17 protein-coding genes are annotated in these 23834 nt (G+C 59.2%); 12 read left to right on the top strand and 5 right to left on the bottom strand.

What is annotated here, in order from left to right; translation table 11 throughout:
- The first annotated feature begins 201 nt into the window (after window positions 1–201).
- Both F8N12_RS15670 and F8N12_RS15665 read left to right on the top strand, forming a co-directional pair.
- On the top strand, window positions 202–5013 hold the full coding sequence (locus tag F8N12_RS15670) for a dermonecrotic toxin domain-containing protein (RefSeq protein ID WP_150581239.1): 4812 nt from the start codon (window positions 202–204) through the stop codon (window positions 5011–5013).
- A 97-nt stretch (window positions 5014–5110) separates the two neighbouring features.
- Complete coding sequence (locus F8N12_RS15665; RefSeq protein ID WP_150581238.1) at window positions 5111–6112, top strand: FecR family protein; 1002 nt, start codon at window positions 5111–5113, stop codon at window positions 6110–6112.
- 48 nt (window positions 6113–6160) lie between these two features.
- Here the strand turns inward: F8N12_RS15665 and F8N12_RS15660 are convergent, their stop codons facing one another.
- On the bottom strand, window positions 6161–8503 hold the full coding sequence (locus F8N12_RS15660) for an acylase (RefSeq protein WP_150581237.1): 2343 nt from the start codon (window positions 8501–8503) through the stop codon (window positions 6161–6163).
- A 249-nt stretch (window positions 8504–8752) separates the two neighbouring features.
- Here F8N12_RS15660 and F8N12_RS15655 point away from each other — a divergent pair, with 249 nt between their 5' ends.
- Window positions 8753–9124 carry a fe2+ zn2+ uptake regulation protein gene (locus F8N12_RS15655; RefSeq protein ID WP_150581236.1) on the top strand — a complete coding sequence of 124 codons (372 nt, stop codon included), beginning with the start codon at window positions 8753–8755 and terminating at the stop codon, window positions 9122–9124.
- A 19-nt stretch (window positions 9125–9143) separates the two neighbouring features.
- Here the strand turns inward: F8N12_RS15655 and F8N12_RS15650 are convergent, their stop codons facing one another.
- Window positions 9144–9332: a hypothetical protein gene (locus F8N12_RS15650; RefSeq protein ID WP_150581235.1), complete on the bottom strand. Its 189-nt coding sequence runs from the start codon at window positions 9330–9332 to the stop codon at window positions 9144–9146.
- A 176-nt stretch (window positions 9333–9508) separates the two neighbouring features.
- The gene (locus F8N12_RS15645; protein WP_150581234.1) at window positions 9509–10042 is read right to left on the bottom strand and encodes a hypothetical protein; all 534 of its coding nucleotides are present in this window, start codon (window positions 10040–10042) and stop codon (window positions 9509–9511) included.
- A gap of 358 nt (window positions 10043–10400) precedes the next feature.
- On the opposite strand from F8N12_RS15645, the gene F8N12_RS15640 reads away from it, so the two are divergent.
- From F8N12_RS15640 to F8N12_RS15615, 6 genes are all read left to right on the top strand, one after another.
- On the top strand, window positions 10401–12392 hold the full coding sequence (locus tag F8N12_RS15640; protein WP_150581233.1) for a methyl-accepting chemotaxis protein: 1992 nt from the start codon (window positions 10401–10403) through the stop codon (window positions 12390–12392).
- Between the two features lie 238 nt (window positions 12393–12630).
- Window positions 12631–13077 (top strand): DUF411 domain-containing protein, encoded by a 447-nt coding sequence (locus tag F8N12_RS15635; RefSeq protein ID WP_150581232.1) that lies wholly within the window; start codon window positions 12631–12633, stop codon window positions 13075–13077.
- The gene (locus F8N12_RS15630; protein ID WP_150581267.1) at window positions 13077–13511 is read left to right on the top strand and encodes a YqaA family protein; all 435 of its coding nucleotides are present in this window, start codon (window positions 13077–13079) and stop codon (window positions 13509–13511) included. The genes F8N12_RS15635 and F8N12_RS15630 overlap by 1 nt, the downstream gene beginning before the upstream one ends.
- Before the next feature lie 85 nt (window positions 13512–13596).
- The gene (locus F8N12_RS15625) at window positions 13597–14619 is read left to right on the top strand and encodes an alpha/beta fold hydrolase (RefSeq protein WP_150581231.1); all 1023 of its coding nucleotides are present in this window, start codon (window positions 13597–13599) and stop codon (window positions 14617–14619) included.
- Between the two features lie 18 nt (window positions 14620–14637).
- Complete coding sequence (locus F8N12_RS15620) at window positions 14638–15591, top strand: D-2-hydroxyacid dehydrogenase family protein (protein WP_150581230.1); 954 nt, start codon at window positions 14638–14640, stop codon at window positions 15589–15591.
- 163 nt (window positions 15592–15754) lie between these two features.
- Window positions 15755–15958: a hypothetical protein gene (locus F8N12_RS15615; protein WP_191623172.1), complete on the top strand. Its 204-nt coding sequence runs from the start codon at window positions 15755–15757 to the stop codon at window positions 15956–15958.
- A gap of 229 nt (window positions 15959–16187) precedes the next feature.
- Here the strand turns inward: F8N12_RS15615 and F8N12_RS15610 are convergent, their stop codons facing one another.
- On the bottom strand, window positions 16188–17489 hold the full coding sequence (locus F8N12_RS15610) for an ATP-binding protein (RefSeq protein ID WP_150581229.1): 1302 nt from the start codon (window positions 17487–17489) through the stop codon (window positions 16188–16190).
- A gap of 4 nt (window positions 17490–17493) precedes the next feature.
- Window positions 17494–18195: a response regulator transcription factor gene (locus tag F8N12_RS15605; protein ID WP_028620066.1), complete on the bottom strand. Its 702-nt coding sequence runs from the start codon at window positions 18193–18195 to the stop codon at window positions 17494–17496.
- A 295-nt stretch (window positions 18196–18490) separates the two neighbouring features.
- Here F8N12_RS15605 and F8N12_RS15600 point away from each other — a divergent pair, with 295 nt between their 5' ends.
- From F8N12_RS15600 to F8N12_RS15590, 3 genes are all read left to right on the top strand, one after another.
- Window positions 18491–19648, top strand: coding sequence for an efflux RND transporter periplasmic adaptor subunit (locus tag F8N12_RS15600; RefSeq protein ID WP_150581228.1), 1158 nt, complete (start codon window positions 18491–18493; stop codon window positions 19646–19648).
- A gap of 15 nt (window positions 19649–19663) precedes the next feature.
- Complete coding sequence (locus tag F8N12_RS15595) at window positions 19664–22780, top strand: efflux RND transporter permease subunit (protein WP_150581227.1); 3117 nt, start codon at window positions 19664–19666, stop codon at window positions 22778–22780.
- Window positions 22781–23022: 242 nt separating this feature from the next.
- Window positions 23023–23664, top strand: coding sequence for a DUF1345 domain-containing protein (locus F8N12_RS15590; protein WP_150581226.1), 642 nt, complete (start codon window positions 23023–23025; stop codon window positions 23662–23664).
- Window positions 23665–23834: the final 170 nt, after the last annotated feature.

Below are 23834 nucleotides of genomic sequence, written 5' to 3'. Positions count from 1 at the left end.
CGACAGGGCAGGTCATGGAGGCGAGGCATCCCGGGACCAGGACTGATTAAGCGCTGCTCCACCCGTATGCTGTCAAGTCACGGCAACACAGTTGCCCCCAGCAATATGTACCGCACTCTCCCATCAGCCTCGCTCTAACTTGCTGCCTCGATTTATCGCTTTTGCGCTCAGCGTCGATCGCAAACTCCGAGGAGCACACCCATGACGACATCTTCATTGCCCTATTTTTTTGACGAGGCAGAAACCGCATCCCAGGCCAAGCAACCCGGCGATCGTGAAAAAGCCCTGCGCTTGAGTCTCGACGATCTCAAGTGGCTGCAAAATGTGTACCTGGCCACGCAGGCAGCGCGTACCGCGCACAAAGCGCCCATGATGGCGAACCGACTTGTGCTGACGCGACCCGGCACCGCGAACACGCCATTGGCAGGCGCATTTGCCTTGAGTCGTCCCGGCGGCACGGAAGTGACGCTCTACACGCCCTGGAAAGGCCTGATCAAGTTCGCGGACATGCACGACCTCAAAAGCAAACTTAAGGAATGGCTGGCGCTGGATGAAGGCAAGCGCGAGTTGTTGCGCTTTCTTTCTGTCCAGCAGCGCAGCGCCTGGACGGAAGACGCAGTGGCAGACATTACTGCCGAAGCGATTGAAGGTGCGGTTTTCGAGGACCAGGAGGCACTCCTTGAAATCAACCAGCGCGACAATCTTCAGTTGATGAGCAACGCGTTGCTGCAAACGCCCACCCTGCACGCGATGCTGGACGAATCCCTGAAGAATGCACTACTCAAGCCATTCCCCGGACTGGACCAGCGGTTGACCCGGTTAACCACCTACCTCAACACTCATTCTGCCATTGCCGGCAGTGACGACTTGCACACCCATTCATCCCTCTCGCTAAGCGATGCACTGTTGTATTTCTACTTGAACAATCAGTGGCCGCCGGGCATTACCAGGGTATTCACCAACCCCCGACATCGCACGAGCACCGACGCCGATAATCAAGCGTGGGAAAGCGCAGTCAAGGAAATTGCGCAAAGCTTTACACCGCACGTGCAAAGCTTGATCGAGACATTCTGGAACTCGCCGATGAGTGCCGGTAAATCACGTCTGGATTTTTTCAGCGAGAGCATTCGCGACGCCTACTACGCAAGAATCCTGCTGCTGCGGCAATCACGCGTCCTCAGCGCCGATGAGTACCTGCGCCTTCGAAGTGTCGGCGATCCGTTCGTAGTGGATCCCCTGCTCAGTATTGAAAAAGTGCGGGTGACGGCCCCCCTCAAACATTACGTGGAGCTGGCCTCGACCTTGAAGTTCGGAGGCGAAGGCATACTCGGTTTCCTCTACACCCAGTCCAGGGGACTCGAAGCGACCGATCACCTCGCAGCAGTAAAAACAGTCGTTCTGGACATGATGAAAAGCCAGGGTCATGAAGACACGCTGCTTAATTACATGTCGCTGGAAGAGCGTGGCACCTTCCTCGCATTGCCGGCGGATGAGCGCGAGATAAAAGGTGTTCCTGTCCACGGCGCAGTTTTTGAACAACTGATGGCCGACATCCTCGGCAAGCAGCGCGACAACCTGAACTATGCGCTGAACCGGTTTCGCGAAAGCGGCGGCGCGCTCGACCCCGGCGCCCTGTGCGACAGTGCGCTGGATGTACGCGGCCTGATTGATGACCGGCTGCTCACCACCGAAGCCAGTGGGCGCTGGAGCACACGCGTCGACCAACGCTGGAGTTCGCGACCAGCGACCGTCCGTGCCGAGTCAGCCAAAGAGCAGCTGACACTGCTGACCACCCTTGAACAGGCGCTGGAGAAACGTCTGCGAGAACGCTCTGCCATTGCGCCCACTGCCAGGACGGTGGCCGAGGTTGAGCTTTTGATCAATCCATTGCTGCCTGCTCTGCAGGCGGATGTCACACACGTGATGACGGCGGCACTGCGCAGTGAACGCAAGTTGCGCGGCATTGACCGCACGCTGGACGCCCCGGAACAGGCGATCATCAAAACGCTGCTCGACAGTCCGATCCGTTCGCAACGACCTGCATTGAACGGCTTTTTCCCCGACGTCTACGCCCTTGCGCTCAAGCCCGAGTCATCCGGCGACGCGCTTCAGCTTGCCAGCTGTTTTGTCGTCACCGAACGAGGCGGGCTGGACGTCAGACATTCTGGCAAGGCGGTGCTGTGGACACCGGCGCAAGGCTTTGAAACTTTTTCGGGCGTGCAGCCGTTGCTGGACGAGCTGGGTCGCCGCCTCGAAGACGAAGACCTTCGCACCTTCCTCCTGGAAAACCTTGCACCCAGTCAGCGATCGGCCCTCAAGACCTGTGTCCTGGCACCGCTACAGCGGATCGATGAGCATTTTATTGAATACCTGCAAAAGCCAAACGTTCATCTGAACACGGCCAGCGTCACCGACGCGTTGGCCACCACGCTGCCCGAAAAGACGAAAACGAACCTGCTGGAACTGGTCGCAGTGCGCCAGCCACGAACAGGACTGCACCGCGCCATCAGGATTGCCGATTACCTGGCAACGCCGGAGAAACTGCCGGCATGGCTGGGCAAAGCGACCATTGAAGACCAGGTATTGCACGCAGAACTGGCTCAGCAATACCTCGACAACGTCAGCAGTGACCAGGATTTCCTCAGTGGGATAGACACGCTGGCAAGCACGGCGCATCGGGAACTGCACAAACAGCTCAAGACTGACACCTTCGACCTGGATCCGGACAAGGTGCAAATCAGTCCGCGTCTGATGTCCGCCGCCAGCGAGCAAACTCTGACGCAGTTCGCCCTGACTCACGTGGACGATCTGGAACAGGCGCGCTTCACCGTCAAGTCCCTGAACGCCAGTAACATTCCCGACGGGATGAACGAGGGCTACATCAAAACCCTGATTAAAAATCTGAAACCAGGTGAACATCAGCAAAAAGCCTTAACCGCCGCGTTCGCCGATACAGACAAGGGCGTCACCGATCGCAGGAATCGTTTTGCTGCACAGTTGCCCTGGCAGCTGATGCTCTACGCCCATGCCGAAAAGCTCCAGGAGCGCTTGAGCCCGGCGGGTTTCGACCTTATCTGCCAGATCATGGACATGCCTGACGCCACGGCACGCAAAGCTGTGGCGGGCACCAATGCAATCATCCGCCGACTGGAGCTGGACGGCATCAAAAGCGCTGCCAGGATCACGGTGCCGGGCATGTGGCTGATTGGCCCCGAACAACCGGCCGCAGGACGCCTGATTCTCATCGCGCCCTATAGCCCGACGCACAGCGTGAAAGAATACGAGGACGAAAATCAGTTGCTGGCCGCGCTGAAAAACAAAGGGCCGCTGCAGGACTGGACGCTTAACCGTTTGCTCCCCGCCGAGCGCGCATTGTGCAAGGCGCACTGGGCACCGGAGGCCAACAAACCAACCGCGTCCCTTGCCTCCTCCCCGATCAAGGGCGGACTGTTCAAACATTTACTCGACGATAACGTTGCCTTGCTGGGTCGGCTGCTGGGCTGCCAGGCGGACAGCGATTCCCGGGATGAGTGGGCAGCGATCAAACATGTTTTCGGTGAAGACATTGCCGTGGCCAGCTCCTTTGTCATGGGCAAACTCGCCTACCCCATCACGGTCTGGCGTAGCTTCCGCGATGTCAAACAGTCTGCGGAAGATTTGCAGATGCACCAGTGGGGTGCAGCCTTCAAGGAATTCATCAGTGCAATAGCGCAGTTGGTGATGTTGCGAAAATCGATGGAAGGCCAGGCGGAGAACGTCTCGACTGCCGACCTGGCGGAGCCCGATGCAACCACTGCCGCGCCCTGGCCGGACGTTGACCTCACCGCCCCCGATCGCACGCACTTGCAGAAACTGGCGAGAGCCGATATTGATCTCAGCGCTTTGACACACGACGCGGTACTGGGGCTGTACACCGACAACGCCACGAAAAAAACGTATGCGCCAATTGCCGGGAAAGTGTTCCCCGTGCAGAAACACGGTAAGCAGTGGCGCATTGCCGGGGGCCAAGTGCGAGGCCCCAAAGTGCTGCAAAACCTGAAAAAAGACTGGTTGTTCAGTCGTGCAGCTTCGCCCGCCCGCTTCAGCCTGCGAAAACGGCTGGAAACCGCTGTCGTCGTTTATGCGGACATGAATGTGGAAGCCCGCGGCATGGAAGCCATCCGGCTGCTGTATCCGATCAAGGCGCGCCAGATCAATGAAGCGCTGGACCTGGCAACGAATTATGCATGGAACAGCCTTCGCAACTTGCAGTTACTCAAGGCCACTGACGGCAACATCACTGCGGTGCATCAATTGATCATGGATTTCACAGGCGTGGAGGCGGTACCGGACACCTTCGCGCAGAAGCTTGAGAAAGTCATCGGAGAGATCTTTGCCGCTTTGCTGGAGCCCACACTCAGACATCCGAAATCCAAACGCTTCGTGGTCGGCAGGCTTCTGGACGATGCAGAGCACACATTCGCCTTCACCGTGCCCACTGATGAAAAAAACAAAATTTACCTGGCTGAAAAATTCTTCAGGCCCAAGTACGATCATTACCGTCGATACCTGACAGACACTACGTTCCCGATCCGGACCCATGCGCGAGCCGCGACCCTGCTCCACGAGCTTTCGCACTTGGTCAGCGCAACCGAAGATATCTGTTATATCGACTCTTCCCGGCCTTTTGTCGATCTGATTGACGGGTCCACCGCAAAGGGCGACCAACTCAAGACAGCGCTGGCCGCTGTACAGAACCTTACGCTTTCGATCAAGACGCCCTACACGCAGTTGTTCATGCAGCAGGACCCTGATACTGGCAACTGGGAGGATTTTGGCGATACGGCGCAGGGCGACACCTCTCGAGCGAAAGACATTGTTCTGCGATTGACAGGCGAAGAGAACCTTGCGGGAGCCCGGACGAAATTCAAGAAAGATGGGCTAAGCAGGCTGACGGTGCAGCTTGCCAATGCTGACAGTGTCACTTGGCTGATCACTCAGTTGGGTCGCAAACTGCACGTCAGCACTCCATGACAGGAAAATTAACGGCGCATTTGATGGGTAATTGCCATGACGGTTGTTCTCCCGGCGTTGGTCTCAGGGTTAGAATGCGCTAAATCAGGATGAGTCAATGACCGACACACTTCCCTCGCAAGCCCAACATGACGCCATCACCGATGCCGCAGCGCACTGGTGCATGCGTCTGCACGCGGGCGACTGCACTGCGCAGGAACGGCTGGCATTCGAGCACTGGTTCAACGCCGACCCGCTGCATGCGATCGAGTACGAGGCCATGCTCGAGATCTGGGACGTTGCAGGGGATTTACCCGGCCTGGAGGGAGTTGCGCCAGCCACTCGCAGCAAACCGGCAACGCCTTGGCGCACCCTGGGCATCGCCGTTGTCATTTGCGCGGTGGCCTTGCCATTGGCGGCCTTTACCGGGTGGAATTTCGGGCTGCTGCCCAATTCCTGGGAGCGTTTCGAAGCAACCAATGCGGTGCGCCAGGTGACCCTCAGCGATGGCAGTCAGCTCGAGCTGAACCTGGGTACGCGCTTGACGTTCAGCAATTACAAGGATCAGCGCCGGCTGACCCTGGAAAAAGGCGAAGCATTTTTCAGGGTCAGCCATGACGCTACCCACCCGTTCATTGTCAAGGCTGCGGATGGCCGGATTCGGGTGACCGGCACCCAGTTCAATGTGTGGATGTACGAGGATCAGGTTCGCGTGAATCTCATCGAAGGTTCGGTACTGGTCAGCAGCAACGATGACCTGCCGGGCGATGGCCTGCGTCTGAGCCCGTCGATGCAGGCGCGCTATAAACGCGGCGACTACACGCCTCGCATCAGCCAGACAGACGCTGGCGACAACGCACTTGCCTGGCGTCAGGGCAAACTGGTGCTCGACAATCTGGCGCTGTCCGAAGCCTTGCCGTTAATCAATCGGTATCTGGGCAAGCCGGTGATGCTGGCTGACAGCGGGACGGGGGCAATTCGTCTCGGCGGCATCTACAACATCAAGGATCTGGACAGCCTGCTGGGCTCCCTGCCCAAGGTCCTGCCGGTGTATGTCACTCGAAACAAGCACGGCAATCCGGTGCTCAATTCCATTCCGCAGCAACCGCCAAAAAGCTGAAGGCCACAACCCCTCCGGGTGTGGCCTTCTTTTTCCCTAACGCGTATTTCAGTGCCTGGCCACCTTCGCGGCCTTTTCGTCCTGCTCGCTGATCGTCAACACCCGGTAGTGAGGGTCTGCGGTGATCTGCTGTTCGGTGAATGGCAACACGCTCAACTGTTTTTTGGAGAACGCCTGCGTCTGGTCGCTGGCGTGCTTCGACTGCGGGTCGCTGGACAGCGACATGGCCAGCACCCCGCGCGCCTGCGGCCCTTTGTCATCGAAGGTCACGACCTGCAGATAGCTGGTGCCACTGACAACTTCGCGCTTGCCGTCCGATCTCGGCACGCTCTGGATGGCGTTATACACCCCTAATGTGCCCGGCCCGCCGTGGATTGGTGTCTGCTGGCTACCACTGCTGACCACCTGGATATCGCCCCATTTCGTCACGGCATCGACTCCCGCCGTTTTGAGCATGTCCACGGAACTCAGCATCGCATCGCGGATTGCCTTGGCCACCTCTGGCCGATCTATCGCCAGGCCACGCGGTGTGTGCTGGGGATCTTTCGGATCGAACGCGACGCGCCACGCATCAGGCAAGTCCTCCAGTGCGTGCATCACATTCTGGAAATGCACCAGGCCCAGCCCGCTGTCCAGATTTGCACTGCGGTCCCAGGCTTTCAGGCTGGCACACAACGGCGCCAGGGTTGACGCATTGGAACCTGAGTTTGCGCACAACATGAGCAAATCGGGCATGACCAGTTCGGCCTGGTAGACCTGATCGTCCATTACCATCCTTTCCAGATCCTTCACTGAAACTTTGCCCGTCTTGTCCAGGCTTGCCAGGCGGTCAAGCGCAAACCTCGAACGAAGCCCCAGGGGCTGACCCTCCTGGCTGATCAAGGGCGAAAAACCGGTCAGCGGTTGCGCCGGGTTGGTCATCCACGCCGAATCGTTGGAATGCTGAACGAAATCCCGGCGGATCATTTGCGGCAATTTGTCGGCCGCGTAAATACCGGATTGCGCCGCGGCGGGGTCGTTGTCCCAGGCGCAGGCGCTAGTGGAACCGTCGAGGACGATTATGCGCAGCCCGCCACGCGGATCGCTGCAGCCAGCCAGTTTGGCGGCACTGACGTTGGGCACCACCGACAGGTTCATGTACAGCGTCTGGCCCTGATCGTCGGTAGCCAGAGTATTGACCCAGGGGATGCCCTGAATCTGCTGAACCGACGTTTGCAGCTCGGCAAGGCTGGCGGCGCGATTCATGGCGTACCACTGCTCAAGCACGCGATCGTTGTCCAGATTGGCGTCGCGCAGGCTGTAGGCGAACTGCTTGTCCCAATCGAGTTTTCCGGGCCATTGCACCACCGGCCCGAATGGCGAACTGTAGATCACTCGGGATACCGGCTTGAGCTGCCCGTCCGCCTGTTTGACCTTGATCGTCACGGTTTGCTGCGTCATGGGCATGGACTTGCCATCGAGCATGAAACGGGTCGGATCCTTGGGATCGAGCTGCAATCGGTACAAGGTGAAATGCTTGGACGAATCCACGGTGTGGGTCCACGCCAGGTGCTGGTTAAAACCGATGTTGATCATCGGCAAACCCGGCAGCGCGGCGCCCATTACATCGAGTTTGCCCGCAATGGTCAGGTGCATTTGATAAAAACGCATGCCGCCGACCCACGGGAAATGCGGATTGGCCAGAAGCATGCCGCGACCGTTGAACGAGCGTTCGCTACCCACCGCGACGGCATTGCTGCCGCGTTCCAGGGCGAAGCGCTGCAAACGCGAATCGGCTACTTGAAACGATGTTGCATCACGATTCGACGCCTCTGCCGCGGCGGGCGGCGTGGCACCGGCGAGCGCTTCGGCGAACTGCCCTACTCCGCCTTCGACCAGCAAACGACGGGTCAGCTTGACCATGTCCTGCACCGTGATATCGCGAACCCATTCGCCCTGGCATTGCTGCGGCAAACCTTGAGCCCGGCGTTCTGCCAATGCGCGGTTGTAGCCAGCCGCGTACCCGTCAACCAGGTCGCGAACCTCACGAGTCTGCGCCTTCCAGAAAGCATCGACCGCATCAGGCGTATTGAGCCAGGTGAAAAACAGGTCACTGGCCTGATTGGGGCGTTCCTCGACCGTCCGCTGATCAGGTCCGAAATAGCGAGAGCGCTCGCCATTGACCGTGGTGATTTCATTGGCCAGCAGGCACAGATTGTCCTGCGCGTAGGCATAGCCGATCCCGTAGCCAAGACCGCGCTCGTTGTCGGCGCGAATGTGCGGCACACCGAAAGTGGTGCGCCGGATGTCCGCTGTCGCTTGCTCCGGCTGGCTGCGTGCGCTGGCCGCAAGACTCAGGCCCAGCATCACACCTGCAAGGCTCAGCCTCGTTAATTGCCTGGAAATAATCACGCTTGCTCCTGATCGAAATCTAAGGTCACACCCTGCGCGTCGACACGCAATGAGCCTTATTCAGAAACGATTGTGACGATAAAAATTTAACGCGCTGAAGCGCACTTTTTGCGGGGTTTTACGGCTTTGCGACGTGATGGCGACGAATTTTCTACATCCGGGTCTTCATGATTTGGCTCGCTCGTACGTCTTATTCAATAAGAGCAGCCATTACATTTTCCGGTTCAGGCTCTGAAAAGGAGTTTTTGCATGTACAACTCGCAACTGCCAACGGACGGTAGCAAAGCGCCAGTGGGCACATCCATGGGCTCGAGCCTGTTCACTCAAACCAATGAACGTCGCGGCAACGAGCGGATTCGCGTGCTGCTCAAGAGCTTTGGCCTGCGCACCAGCCTGATCCGTCTCAAAGTCATCGACGCCCTGCTCTGTGCCGCCGCCAGCGATCGCAGTCTGGGCGTGCGAGGCGTGCACGGTCATTTGCTGGACCTCGACATTCCACTGTCGTTTCTCAGTGTGCGTGAGGTTTTGAAACGTTTGTGCAGTGAGGGCGTGATCATTTTGAACGCGGATAAAAGCTACAGCCTGCATCCGCAAGCTGCCGCTGTGCTGCATGGTGAATGATCGCGGGTGAAGGCGTCGTTCAGGGCTTGACCTTGCGGCGCATCACGCCATTGATCACCACCACGATCACCGCCACGCCAATGGCGATGTACTGAAACAGCTTCTCGCTGATCACGCCGGTGCTCTGCAGATACGACAGGCCAAACATGATTGCCAGTACCACCAGGGAAATCAGAATCGAGTACTTCAAACGTTGCGACTGGGTCATTGCCATTTCCTGAAGCGGGGGTTTGCGGTGTGTAGTCTGTTGCCTGCCCGGCCGCGTCGGTTTTCACCGTCGAGCCCGCTGGCCGGCGCTCATGTTAACGCCGCTGAAGCGATTTGGCTTCCCTGACGCTCATCGCTTTCGATTTCCGACTTCACACCGAATCAGAATCACCGGCTTCACGCTTTGGCGGAAAGATTCCTGTCGGTGGGGGCCGAGGTGCCGTTGCCCTTGCCATAGTTGGCCAGGTTCTGCAGAACATAAATCGCCTTCTTGTATTCGGGAATCAAGTAGTTGGCGTACTTGTTGCCTTTCAAATTGTTGTTCTGAATAGTGTCCAGTTGCGTGGCAAAGTATTCGAGCGCATTGAACGGTGCTTCTGAATCTTTCGGCACGCCGAAACGGTCAAACTTGTCCCCTGCATTGCTCAGCGTTACAGCCGTCACATCGCTAATCAGTCCTTGAGCTTTAAGAAACGCAGTCAAGTTGCCCAGTGACCTGGCCGACACGTTTTCCGGATCAAAGCCCTTTATTTGCTTGTGAACCTGCAGTTTGTCCATCTTCGCGGTGTCGAGGGCGTTGGGATCGTTGCCGACCAAGGCCAGCATCTGTTTGACTTTAACGCTTTGAGAAACGGGCTTGGCGCTACTGCCGGTATCTTGCACGAGCAATCCGGCTTTGGAGGTCCAGGCACCGGTATATCCAATCGTCATGGCCTAATTCCATGTAAGGCGATTATTGAATCTGGATGAATTTAAAAGACAGGTGCGGAAGTATCGGGGCAAGTATTCAGCCAGGCCATGAATATTTGATCTGTTTACACTTTCCGTACAATTAGTGCAGTTTTTAAGTCATTGGACTACAGGTTCTTCCTGATATTGGTCTCTTGTTATTCAGATTTTTGTATATGTTGACCAGTTTCCTGACCGGTATGACAAAGAAGTCTTTCACCGCCCGTCGCTGAACACGCAACGTGTGTACGTACACCTCAAGCTGGGCGCTGGCGAGCCGATAGCCAGATGACCGGCCCCACCCTGCCAATGACGCCGCTACACAAAAGGACCCGAATTCATGCCCGCATTCCGCACCATCCAGGCTCGCTACACGCTGTTTCTGGTCCTGTTCATCCTGTTGTTGTCGGTGTTGACAGTGGTAGGCATCAGTCAATTGGTCGCGCCCAAGTTGCGCCAGACCGAAGAGCAAGTGGCACTCAACCGGATTGCCGAAGTCGCCGAACAGATTCAAGGCGAGCTGAACAAGGTTCAGGCACAACAGCGCAGCATCACCCAGACCATTCCATTGCTCGACAGCGCGGCTATCGACAGGGTGCTGCCGGGCCTGGTCGATCAATACGGCGAGTTGAAAGTTTTTGGCGGCGGTATCTGGCCGCTGCCGGAAAAACGTGAGGCCGGACGCAACAAGTTCAGCACCTTCTGGCATCGCGATGGCTCCGGCAAACTGGCGGTGAACACGTTCTGGAACAGCGACGCAGCGCCCAATTATTACGACCAGGCATGGTACAAGGGCGGCATGCAAACTCCCCGCGGCCAATGTGCCTGGGCAGCGGCATACAAAGATGACGCAAGTGCCGAACCGCGCACCAACTGCGCCATGGCAATTGCAAAGAACGGCAGCGCCTGGGGCGTATCGACAATCGATGTGACCCTCGGGTTTTTCAACGAGCTGGTGGCGCGCAAGGAAAAAGACCTCGGCGCAGAAATGCTGATCGTCGAAGCCGACGGCAAGATCATCAGCAACAGCTCGCGCATCAGCGGGCCCATCGTGTTGAAGAACATCGATGAACTGGCCGGCACCTTGCCTTTCGCCAGTCAGGTCAAAGCGGGCCTGCAGGGCCGGGATCAAGCGCAGCGAGTCGAATTTGATAACAACGGCGAAGCCAGCACCTTCTTCATGCGCCCCATCGAAGGCTCGCCATGGTTCCTCGCCACCGCCTTGCCGACGCGTTTGATCACTGCTCAGCGTGACGATGTCCTCAATACCCTGAGCCTGTTGCAGATACCGATGGTGATCGTGCTGTTGCTCTTGCAGGTTTATGCCATCCGCAAGCTGATCCAGCGCATGAAAGCCCTCAAGGCCAACATCGACGCCCTGTCCGCTGGCGACGCCGACCTGACCAAACGCATTACTATTCGTGCTGAAGATGAACTTGGCGCCATCGGTCACTCGATCAATGCCTTCATTGCCTACTTGCAGAACATGATCGGCGAGGTCACCCAGGCCACCGGGGCCATGGCCTCCGGCCTGGACAACCTGCAACGCTCTTCCGCGCATACCAGTCAGATTCTGATACGCCACGCCTCGGAAACCGATCAGACCGTCACCGCGATCACCGAAATGAGTTCGACCGCCGAAAGCGTTGCGCAGAATGCCGCCGAAACCGCAGCGTTCACTCAGCGCGCCAACGAAAACGCCGATCGCTCGCGGGTAGTGGTGGGTGAAGCGTCCAACAGCGTAACGGCTCTGATTGATGAAGTGGCCAGCGCCACGCGCAAAGTCGAAAGCATGCAGCAGGACGCTCAGCGCATCACCGAGATTCTCGGTGTGATCGGCGCCATCGCCGGTCAGACCAACCTGCTGGCGCTCAACGCCGCCATCGAAGCGGCGCGGGCCGGTGAACAAGGACGCGGTTTCGCGGTGGTAGCCGATGAAGTCCGCGCACTGGCCGCCCGCACCCAGGCGAGCACCTCGGAAATCAATGAGATGCTGGCGCGCCTGACCCAAGGTGTCAGCTCATCGGTCAGCGCCATGGAAAACACTCAGGTCAGCTGCCAATCCGCCGCCGACGCAACCTCGCGGGTAAACACCGGACTGGACGAAATGGCGGGTTCGGTCAGCCATATCAACAGCCTCAGCACACAGATCGCGACCGCCGCCGAACAGCAAAGCGCCGTGACCGAAGAGATCAACCGCAGCATGGTGCAGATCCGTCACATGGTCGATGAACTGGTGAAAAGCGGTGAGGCGAGTGAACTCAATACCCGGCAATTGCTGGACGCCAATAGCCGCGTGAGTGCGATCATGGGCCGCTTCAAAGTCCGTTAATGGCAGCCCCTGTAGCAGCTGGCGCAGCCTGCGTCCGGTTCGCGTACGGTCTGCGTGCGGTCTGCGTACGGTTTGCGCCCAGTCTGTGTCCGGTTTGCGCCGGACGCAGCCTTCGGCAGCTGCTACAGGGGTTCAACGTACTCACCGTCTGCATCACTTCGAAACACTCTCTTGGCTCGTGCCTGGCTAAATTCGTCAGAATGCATTTTTCAGCCCGCACACCGAGACGAGATCCTTCATGCGAAATCACCTGCGTCTGGCCGCCCTGAGCGCCCTGTTTGTTTCCTCCCTCGCCCAGGCCGCCGACCTCATCCCGATTGAAGTTCACCGGGACGCCAACTGCGGCTGCTGCAAAAAATGGATCAGTCACCTGGAAGCGAACGGCTTCAAGGTCGCGGATCACGTCGAAAGCAACATGAGCGAATTCAAGAAACAGCACGGCGTGCCTCCCCGCCTGGGCTCCTGCCACACCGCTTTGATCAACGGCAAATTCGTCGAAGGCCATGTGCCGGCCGAGCAGGTGCTGGCGCTGCGCAAGCGCGACGATCTGCTGGGCGTCGCCGCGCCAGGCATGCCGATGGGCTCGCCGGGTATGGAAATGGACGGCATGAGCGACGCGTACCAGGTGATCGGCTTGAAAAAAGACGGCACTGATGGGGTGGTGGCGGATTACCCTGCCCATTGATCTTCGGTGCTTACATCGGGCTGTTTCTGGCGGCATTCGGCGCGGCAACGCTGCTGCCTTTGCAGTCCGAAGCGTTGCTGGTGGGGCTCTTGCTCAGCAACCAACACTGGCTGTGGTTGCTCCTGACGGTAGCAACGCTGGGCAATGTTCTTGGCTCGCTGGTCAACTGGTGGCTGGGCCGGCGCGTCGAGCGCTTTCGCGAGCGGCGCTGGTTTCCGGTCAGCCCTGCCAGCCTGGACAAGGCCCGCGATCATTATCAACGCTACGGTCACTGGTCGTTGCTGCTGAGCTGGCTGCCAATTATCGGCGATCCACTGACGCTGATCGCTGGCGTAATGCGCGAGCCGCTTGGCCGCTTCCTGCTGATTGTGACCCTTGCCAAAGGTGCCCGCTACGGCGTACTCGCGCTCATCACACTGGGCTGGATGGGATGAACCATCAGCCCGCTCGATTGCCTGTGTTTAATGTCACCCTAATCACGCCGATCCACGATCGGCGGATTTCCTACGGAGTTCTTCTATGTCGTTGACACTTTCCCGTTGGTTGCCCGGTCTGCTGTTGACCGCCGCCCTGCCCGCCCTGGCAGCTGAAGGTCCGGAATATGGTCCAGAGCTGCAAGGTTTCGAGTATCCGTATACGGTCAAGCATTTCGCCTTCGAGTCGCAGGGCAAATCCCTGCAGATGGGTTACATGGACGTCGCCGCCAACGGCAAGGCGAACGGGCGCAGCGTCGTGTTGATGCATGGCAAGAATTTTTGCGGTGCCACTTGGGACACCTCGATCAAGGCCTTGAGCGACGCCGGTTACCGCGTCATTGCACCGGATCAGATCGGCTTCTGCACCTCAAGCAAACCGGAACATTATCAGTACAGCTTCCAGCAGCTGGCGACCAATACCCAGCAACTGCTCAAGGCGCTCGGCATCCAGAAAGCCAGCCTCCTCGGGCATTCCACCGGCGGCATGCTCGCCACCCGCTATGCGCTGCAATACCCCGATCAGGTCGAACAACTGGCCTTGGTCAATCCTATCGGCCTTGAAGACTGGAAAGCTCTCGGCGTACCGTATCGCACCGTGGATCAATGGTATGAACGGGAGCTGAAGGTTACCGCCCAAGGCATTCGCGATTATGAGCGCACCACCTATTACGACGGCCGCTGGAAGCCTGAATTCGATCGTTGGGTGGACATGCTCGCCGGTTTGAGCAACGGCCCCGGCAAGAAGCAGGTCGCCTGGAACTCGGCGCTGATCTACGACATGATCTTCACACAGCCGGTCTACTACGAGTTCAAGGACCTGAAAGTCCCGACGCTGTTGCTGATCGGCACATCCGACACCACCGCCATCGGCAAGGACATTGCGCCGCCGGAAGTGAAGGCGAAAATCGGCCATTACGAGGTGCTCGGCAAGCAGGTGGCCAAGCTGATTGCGCAATCGACTCTGGTCGAATTCCCCGGCATGGGCCACGCACCGCAGATGGAAGAACCGGCGAAATTCCACGCCGCTTTGCTCGACTGGCTGAACAAAACCAATCCGGTAAATTGAGTCAATGAGACCAGGCCCATGACGGTGCAGATTGCAGTGATTGATGATTGGCAGAATGTCGCACGGGACGTTGTGGACTGGTCGGCGCTGGATGACGTGGGCGAGGTGCATTTCCTCCACGATTACCCTGCCGACAACGCCACCCTCATCTGTCGCTTGCGCGAGTTCGAGGTGATCTGCGTGATGCGCGAGCGCACGCGGTTCGACGAAGACCTGCTGCGCCAACTGCCAAAGCTGAAATTGCTGGTCACCGGTGGCATGCGTAACGCCGCACTGGACCTGGAGGCGGCTGCCGCACTGGGCATTCAGGTCTGCGGCACCGACAGCTACAAGCACGCCGCACCAGAACTGACCTGGGCGCTGATCATGGCCGCTACCCGCAACCTCGTTGCCGAAGCCAACGCCCTGCGCGCGGGTGAATGGCAACAGGGCCTGGGCGGCGACCTGCATGGCAAGACGCTGGCGATTCTCGGTCTGGGCAGCATCGGCCAGCGGGTCGCGCAGTTCGGTCAGGTGTTCGGCATGCGCGTGATTGCCTGGAGCGAGAACCTCACTGCCGTACGGGCTGCCGCCGCTGGCGTTACTTATGTCAGCAAGCAGGAGCTGTTTGAACAGGCCGACGTACTGTCGGTGCATCTGGTACTCAGCGAGCGCAGCCGGGGTTTGGTCGATGCACAGGCGCTGGCCTGGATGAAACCGTCGGCACTGCTGGTCAACACCGCCCGCGGGCCGATTGTCGATGAAGCGGCGCTGATCAAGGCGCTGCACAAGCAGCGTCTGGCCGGGGCGGCACTGGACGTGTTCGAGCAGGAACCCTTGCCGGCGCAGCACCCCTTTAGAACGTTGGAGAATGTATTGGCCACACCGCATGTCGGTTATGTCAGCCGGCAGAATTATCAGCAGTTCTATTCGCAAATGATCGAAAACATTCGAGCTTGGGCCGCCGGGGCTCCGGTTCGGCGGTTGGGCTGATAAGGCGTCACCTGACGGCCGCTACCTCTGTTTCGACCGATCGGTCACATCCGTTCGACTTTCCTGACCTTGGCGATGTCCCAACAGTAATCACCCCGATACGCTCATCAGCGCAATCGGGGCATGATTCGACTGTAATGCAACACTGTGTGGAGCATCCGTCATGAACATTCGTTTCGCTACCTTTGGCACGCCTCTTGTGCTGGCCGTTGCACTTTCAAGCTCTATGGCGCTCGCTACCAGCGACAAACAGAAAGAAGAACCGGAAAAAGCCAACTGCCCCAAAGGCCAGGTCTGGGACAGCAAATCCCAACGCTGCCTGATGCAAAACAGCAGTCTGGTCGCGCACCTGTATCGCACGGTATAGATTGAACCTCCGCCGATGTAGCAGCTGCCGAGCAGCGCGAGGCTGCGTCTGAATTTCGTGACTCTCCCGATTTACGGGGGAGTTCAACTTTTGGTACTGCAGTGCGGCTAGACGCAGCCTCGCGCTGCTCGGCAGCTGCTACGGGGATTGGCGTCAGGCTGATGTCGGTAGTCATAACGTCAGGTGGGCTTGGTAGCGAGAGACGTCAGGGGGGTGTTAGCCAGAGACGTCAGCTAGGGGTGGGTAGCCACAGGCGAAAGCGTGCGCCGCCCAGGGGGGACGGTTCGACGGTCAGCGTTCCGTTTTGCGCTTCGAGGGCGCGGCGGCTGATCGCAAGACCAAGACCGAATCCTCCCGTGGCGCGATCCCGGCTGCGATCCAGGCGATAAAACGGCTCGAAGATGCGTTCGCGCTCGTCATCCGGAATGCCGATGCCGTCGTCATCCACGCAAATCTCGCAGCCCTTGGCGCTGACCTGCACGCTGATCTGGATGCGCTTTTCGCAATAACGCATCGCGTTGCGCAGCAGGTTCTGGATGGCTCGCGCCGTTAGCCGTGGGTCAAGGCTGAACCGCGCCAGCTGACCGTTCAGCAGTACGTCAATAACGATGTCCGGAGAACTCAGTTCCTCGTCAACGCTGCCGAGAATGCTGTCGACAAACTCGTCCAGGGAAACTTCGACCTGTTCAGGCACACGCGCCGGGTTTTGCAAACGGCTGTACGACAGCAGTTCGAGCACGAGTTCGTCGAGTTCGCGGATATGCGCCACCAGCCCCTGCAGGCGTTCGCGGCTGGAAGCCGGCAAATCGTCCGATAGCGCGAGGGCCAGGCCGAAATCCAGGCGGGTCAGTGGTGTGCGCAACTCGTGGGAAACGGCATTGAGCAGGTCGCGCTGCTGATTGAGCAGGTGCTCGATGTCGCTGGCCATGGTGTCGAATACATGCGCCAGACTGCCAATATTGGAGCTCGCTGAAATATGGGTGCGTTCGCTCAAGTGGCCTTTGCCGAAGCGTTCCGCCGTGCCTTTGAGTCTCTCCAGGTCTCGCCAGTGCGGGCGCAGCCAGAGCAACAGACAGGCGAGCAAGGTCGCGCCGATCAGCACGTTGATGCTCCAGTACAACAGGCTCACGTCCATCGGATCCGGTGGGACCACCATCTGCACCACGGCCTGCTCGTTCAAGGGGGTGACTGCCAGGGTCCGCCAGCCCCAGTCACCGATTCGCACCACGTTTTCGCCGCGGCGCAAACGCTGCTGCTCGACAGGGGTAAATTCAGCATCGTCGGTACGCGCCAGAACGATGTGCAATGGCTGGAATTCTTTGTCCATTTCGGCGGCTAACGCCGGCCACTGCGCCTGCGGTACCGCGTGAAACTGCTTGACGATGAGGGTTTGCAGTCCTCGGGAGTAATCAAGGTTATAGGTGACGAAACGCTCGTGGAAGAGTTTGATCACGACCTCAGGCACCAGGTAAATCGCAGCGCTATAGGAAACGATCGTCACCAGGTACAGGCGAAACAGCAGTCTGAACATGGGCTCAGCATTCCCATTCGGAGCGGCTGAACAAATAACCTTTGCCCCACACCGTTTTGATCTTGCGCGCTTCGCCGGCGTGGTCGTCGAACTTGCGCCGCAGCTTGGAAATCGCCACGTCCACCGAGCGGTCTGTGCCGTTGAATTCGATACCGCGCAGGCGTTGCAGAATCTGGTCACGGCTGAGCACTTCGCCGGCGTGCCGGGCCAACACCACCAGCAGGTTGTACTCGCCACTGGACAGCTCAACCGGTTGCTGGCGCCAGGTGACGGTGCGCTCGGAAAGGTCGATGCACAGGTTGCCCATCAGAATGCGATCGTTGGCGCTCTGCGGTTCGCTGAGGCTGCTACGGCGCAGCAAGGTGCGCACTCGCGCCAGCAACACCCGCGGTTCGCAGGGTTTGCTCACATAGTCGTCGGCACCCATTTCCAGCCCCAGTACCTGATCGTGGCTATCGTCGCGGGCGGTAAGCATCAGGATCGGCAGCGCTGCCGAATCGGCGCGCAGCAAGCGGCACACTTGCAGACCATCCAGCCCCGGCAGCATCAGATCAAGGATCACCAGGTCCGGAGGATTGGCCCGCGCGCGCTCCCGCACCTGATCGCCACGGCTTATCACACTGACGCTATAGCCGTTGCGCTCCAGATAACTGGCAATCAGTTCGGAGAGTGCGGAGTCGTCTTCGACCAGGAGGATGTTGGGCATGGGGTGTTTCCAGAAGGTGCGGTGGCGTGTGTGCGGCCGCTTTCGCGGGCAAGCCCGCTCCCACATGGGATTGGCGATGTTCCGGAAATAGTTGACACACCGGAGATCAAATGTGGGAGCGGGCTTGCCCGCGAAGGCGGCCGGACAGGCGCAAAAATTTCAAGACCTGAAGGATATACGCCCTCCTGCCTTCCTGAGTAAAACCCTTACACAATTTCACACAGCAACTACAAAGCTTCACCACTACTCTCGTGGCCTCCCCGTAGGATGCCGGGGGTCATTATTGGGGTAATTCATGTCGAAGAATCTGCTCGCCAGGCTCAGCCTGATTGCATTGGCGTTGACGCTGGGCGCGTGTGACAAGGCCACGACCGCCGAGGAAGCGGCGCCATTGGCCAGCGTGCGCATCGAGACCTTGTCCGCCCGGCCACTGTCGATCAGCAGTGAGCTGAGCGGGCGGATTGCCGCGCCGCGCATTGCCGAGGTGCGCGCGCGGGTGGCGGGTGTGGTGTTGCAGCGCGTCTTCCAGGAAGGCACCGACGTGAAAAAAGGCGACGTCCTGTTCCGCATCGACCCCGCACCGTTCAAGGCTGACCTCGACAGCGCCGAGGCGGACCTGCGCAAAGCCGAGGCCAACGCGTTTCAGGCGCGCTTGCAAGAGCAGCGATACGCACAGCTGGTCGAAGGCAACGCCATCAGTGGCCAGGACTACGACAACGCCCGTGCCGCCGTTCGGCAAACGGCCGCTGACGTCGCCGCCAACAAGGCTGCCGTGGACCGGGCCAGACTCAACCTCGGCTATGCCACCGTCACCGCGCCGATTGCCGGACGCATCGGGCGTGCACTGGTTACCGAAGGGGCGCTGGTCGGGCAAAACGAAACTACGCCACTGGCCCTCATTCAGCAGCTCGACCCGATTCACGCCGACCTCACCCAATCGACCCGCGAACTCAACGACCTGCGCCGCGCGTTTCGCTCCGGGCAATTGAAAGAAATCGGTCAGGGCCAAGCCAAAGCGACGCTGATACAGGACGACGGCAGTCTCTATCCGCTGCCGGGCAAGCTGCTGTTCACCGACATAACAGTGGATCCCGGCACTGGTCAGATCATCCTGCGCAGCGAATTCCCCAATCCGGACCTCGATCTGTTGCCGGGCAGCTTTGTACGCGTGCGGCTGGAGCAAGCGGTCGATCAGCACGGCATCAGCGTGCCGCAACGGGCCATCCAGCGTGACAGCGCCGGCATCGCGCAAGTGCTGCTGCTGGATGCGGATCGGCGCGTTGGTCTGCAGCCCGTCGAACTGGGCGCCGTGCAGAACGATCGCTGGATCGTCACTGGCGGATTGAAACCCGGCGACCGCATCGTCACCGAAGGCCTGCAACACGCCAAACCCGGCGAGAAAGTGCAGATCGACGACACCCCTCTTCCACTTGCCCAGGCTTCTGGTCAGTAAGCAGGACGCTTTTTTATGCCGCAGTTCTTTATCGACCGCCCGGTATTTGCCTGGGTGGTTGCCCTGTTCATCCTGCTGGCCGGCGCGCTGGCCATTGTGCAGTTGCCGGTGGCGCAGTACCCCGATGTAGCGCCGCCGAAGATCGAAATCTATGCCGTGTACCCCGGAGCCTCGGCGCAGACTGTGGATGAGAGCGTGGTCAGCCTGATCGAGGAAGAGCTCAACGGCGCCGATCATCTGCTGTACTTCGAGTCACAGAGCAGCCTTGGCAGCGCCACGATCAAGGCCACGTTTCAACCAGGCACCAACCCTGAAATGGCTCAGGTCGATGTACAGAACCGCCTGAAAGTGGTCGAGTCTCGGTTGCCGCAAGCAGTGAACCAGCAAGGTTTGCAGGTGGAAAAAGTCTCCGCCGGATTTTTGCTGCTGATCACCTTGACGTCCAGCGACGGCAAGCTCGACAACGTTGCACTCAGTGATTATCTGGCGCGCAACGTGATGAACGAGATAAAGCGTCTGGACGGCGTCGGAAAGGCGCAGTTGTACGGCGCCGAACGGGCCATGCGCATCTGGATCGATCCGCAGAAGCTGCTCGGCTTCAGCCTGACCCCGGCCGATGTGAATGCCGCCATTGCCGCGCAGAACGCGCAGGTGTCGGCGGGCAGCATCGGTGATCTGCCGACGCGCAGCAGCCAGGAAATCACCGCGACCATCCTGGTCAAAGGACAGTTGTCGACCCCGGAAGAATTTGCCGACATCGTGCTCAAGGCCAATCCCGACGGCTCCACTGTGCGCATTCGCGACGTGGCGCGGGTCGAAATCGGCAGCCAGGATTATCAATTCGGCACGCGCCTGAACGGCAAGCCTTCGACCGCCGTCGGCGTGCAACTGTCACCGGGCGCCAATGCCCTGAGCACCGCCACGCTGGTGCGGGCAAAGATGGATGATCTGGCACGCTACTTCCCGGTCAACGTCGAATACAAGATTCCTTACGACACCTCGCCGTTCGTCAAAGTCTCGATCACCAAAGTGGTCTACACCCTGCTCGAAGCCATGGTGCTGGTGTTCGCGGTGATGTTTCTGTTTTTGCAAAACATCCGCTACACCCTGATTCCAACGCTGGTCGTGCCTGTGGCTCTGATGGGCACCTTCGCAACCATGCTGTCGCTGGGCTTTTCCGTGAACGTGCTGACCATGTTCGGCATGGTGCTGGCGATCGGCATTCTGGTGGACGACGCCATTGTGGTGGTGGAAAACGTCGAACGGATCATGGCCACCGAAGGCCTGTCGCCCAAGGACGCGACGCGCAAGGCCATGAAGCAGATCACCGGGGCGATCATCGGCATTACCCTGGTGCTGGTCGCGGTGTTTATCCCGATGGCGTTCATGCAGGGTTCGGTCGGCGTGATTTACCGGCAGTTCTCGTTGTCGATGGCGACGTCGATTCTGTTCTCGGCGTTTCTCGCCCTGACCCTGACCCCGGCGCTGTGTGCGACTTTGCTCAAGCCGGTTGCCAGAGGCGGGCATCACGCCAGGAGCGGCTTTTTCGGCTGGTTCAACCGGAGTTTCGAGCAACTGACCGAGCGTTATTCGGGCTGGGTAGCCTATGCGCTTAAACGCAGCGGTCGCTATCTGATGATCTATGGCGTGTTGTTGATCGCGCTGGGGTGGTGCTTCAGCCGCCTGCCATCTTCGTTTCTGCCGGTGGAGGATCAGGGTTACACGATCACTGACATTCAGCTGCCACCCGGTGCGAGCCAGAACCGCACGGTGCAGGTGGTCAAGCAGATCGAGGCGCACAACGCGACAGAACCGGGTGTCGGTGACAGTACTGTGATCCTTGGTTTCAGTTTCTCCGGCAGCGGACAGAACGCAGCCTTGGCGTTTACCACGTTGAAAGACTGGTCGGAACGCGGCAGCGACGATTCGGCCAGCTCCATCGCCGACCGCGCCAATATCGCCTTCAGCCAGATCAAGGATGCCGCGGCGTTCTCGGTCCTGCCCCCGCCGGTGGACGGCCTGGGCACTTCGAGCGGTTTCGAATTCCGCCTGCAAGACCGTGGCGGCCTCGGTCATGCGGCATTGATGAAAGCTCGAAGCGAACTGCTCGAGGCCGCCGATAACAGCCCGATTCTGATGAACGTGCGTGAAAGCGCCCTGGCCGAAGCGCCGCAAGTGCAGCTGGAAGTCGACCGCAAGCAGGCGAACGCTCTGGGTGTGTCGTTCGCCGACCTCGGCAACGTGCTATCCACGGCGGTGGGGTCGGCGTACATCAACGACTTCCCCAATCAGGGGCGGATGCAGCGGGTGGTGGTCCAGGCCGAAGGCGATCAGCGCAGCCAGGTCGCCGATCTGCTGAGGATGAACGTGCGCAACGATGCCGGGAAAATGGTCCCGCTGTCTGCTTTCGTGGAAGCGAAATGGACCCAGGGACCGGCGCAACTGACCCGTTACAACGGCTACCCGGCGATCAGCATTTCCGGCGAGCCGAAACCGGGTTACAGCACCGGTGAAGCCATGGCGGAGATCGAGCGACTGGTTGCACTGGGCCCGGCAGGTTTGGGTCAGGAATGGACCGGGCTGTCGCTGCAGGAACGCTTGTCCGGCAGCCAGGCACCGATCCTGCTCGGACTGTCGTTGCTGATTGTGTTTTTGTGTCTGGCGGCGCTGTACGAGAGTTGGTCGATCCCTACCTCGGTATTGTTGGTCGTGCCGCTGGGTGTGCTTGGCGCGGTGCTCGCCGTGACCTTGCGCGGGATGCCCAACGACGTATTCTTCAAGGTCGGGCTGATCACCATCATAGGGCTGTCGGCGAAAAACGCGATCCTGATCATCGAGTTTGCCAAGAGCCTGTACGACGAAGGCCACGACCTGATCGACGCCACCTTGCAGGCCGCGCGCTTGCGTCTGCGGCCGATAGTCATGACATCACTGGCATTCATTCTCGGCGTGGTGCCGCTGGCGATTGCCACAGGCGCGAGTTCGGCGAGTCAGCAAGCCATCGGCACCGGGGTGATCGGCGGGATGATCACGGCGACCTTGGCCGTGGTGTTTGTGCCGGTGTTTTTCGTGGTGGTGATGAAGTTGGTGCGCAAGCGCCATAAACAACCCAAACCTACCGGGTTGGAATAAATCCCCACTGTAGGAGCTGACGAGTGAAACGAGGCTGCGATCTGTTGATCTTGCTTTTATGACCCGTATTTGAGATCAACAGCAAGAGATCGCAGCCTCGTTTCACTCGACAGCTGCTACCCAGTTCAGACATAGCTCGTACACCGCTCCCACACCGCGCCTGCACAGTTCAGACATAGCTGCTACGCAAAGCCTGGTGGCGTGCGTTATGGTGCATAGACCCGCCGCCGTAGTGAGCCCCCATGCCCCATCTCGCCCGCACTCACCCGCGCCTGTCCACCGCAGCCACACTTGGCGTCGCGGTGGGGATTCTGGCGCCGTCCGATTCACTCATCAGCAAAATTCTGTTCGGCTGGAATGCCGGCGTGTGGACCTACCTGGTGTTGATGTTATGGCTAAGTGCGCGAGCCAAGGCGCCGGACGTCAAGCGGATCGCCGAAGTCGAGGATGAAAACGCCGGCCTGGTGCTGTTCGTGGTCTGCATCGCCGCGATCGCCAGCCTGGCGACCATCGCCTTCGAACTGGCGGGCAGCAAAGACCTGGAAAGCACCAGCAGACTGCTGCACTACGGCTTCACTGCACTCACCGTGATCGGTTCATGGCTGCTGATCGGGGTGATCTTCAGCGTCCATTATGCGCGTCTGTTTTACACCTGGGACGGAAAAGACCCGGCGCTGCGTTTCGCTGAAGGCCTGAACACACCCAACTATTGGGATTTTCTGTATTTCTCCTTCACCGTCAGCGTCGCAGTACAGACCTCCGATGTCGGTGTAGCCACGCGGCAAATGCGCCAGATTGTCCTGGCGCAATCCCTGATCTGTTTTCTGTTCAATACCGCGATCCTCGGATTCTCGATCAACATTGCAGCGGGCCTTTTTGGGTAATGCCCGCATTCCGCTACCACCCTCCAGGAGTGCTGCTGTCGCAGGTGTGGGACGAACCGCTACCACCGATAGCTTTTCACGGCACGCTTGCACGGTAGCCAACGGTGGGCGGTTCAGTGGTGGATCCGAGGGTCACCGAAATCATGGTAGATGGCTGACCCAGGGTGTCC

Origin of the sequence: Pseudomonas fluorescens, from assembly GCF_902497625.1 — a bacterium.
GTDB lineage: Bacteria > Pseudomonadota > Gammaproteobacteria > Pseudomonadales > Pseudomonadaceae > Aquipseudomonas > Aquipseudomonas fluorescens_BQ.
The sequence above is the reverse complement of the archived record's forward strand: the minus strand, read 5'-3'. Positions and strand labels throughout refer to the sequence as shown.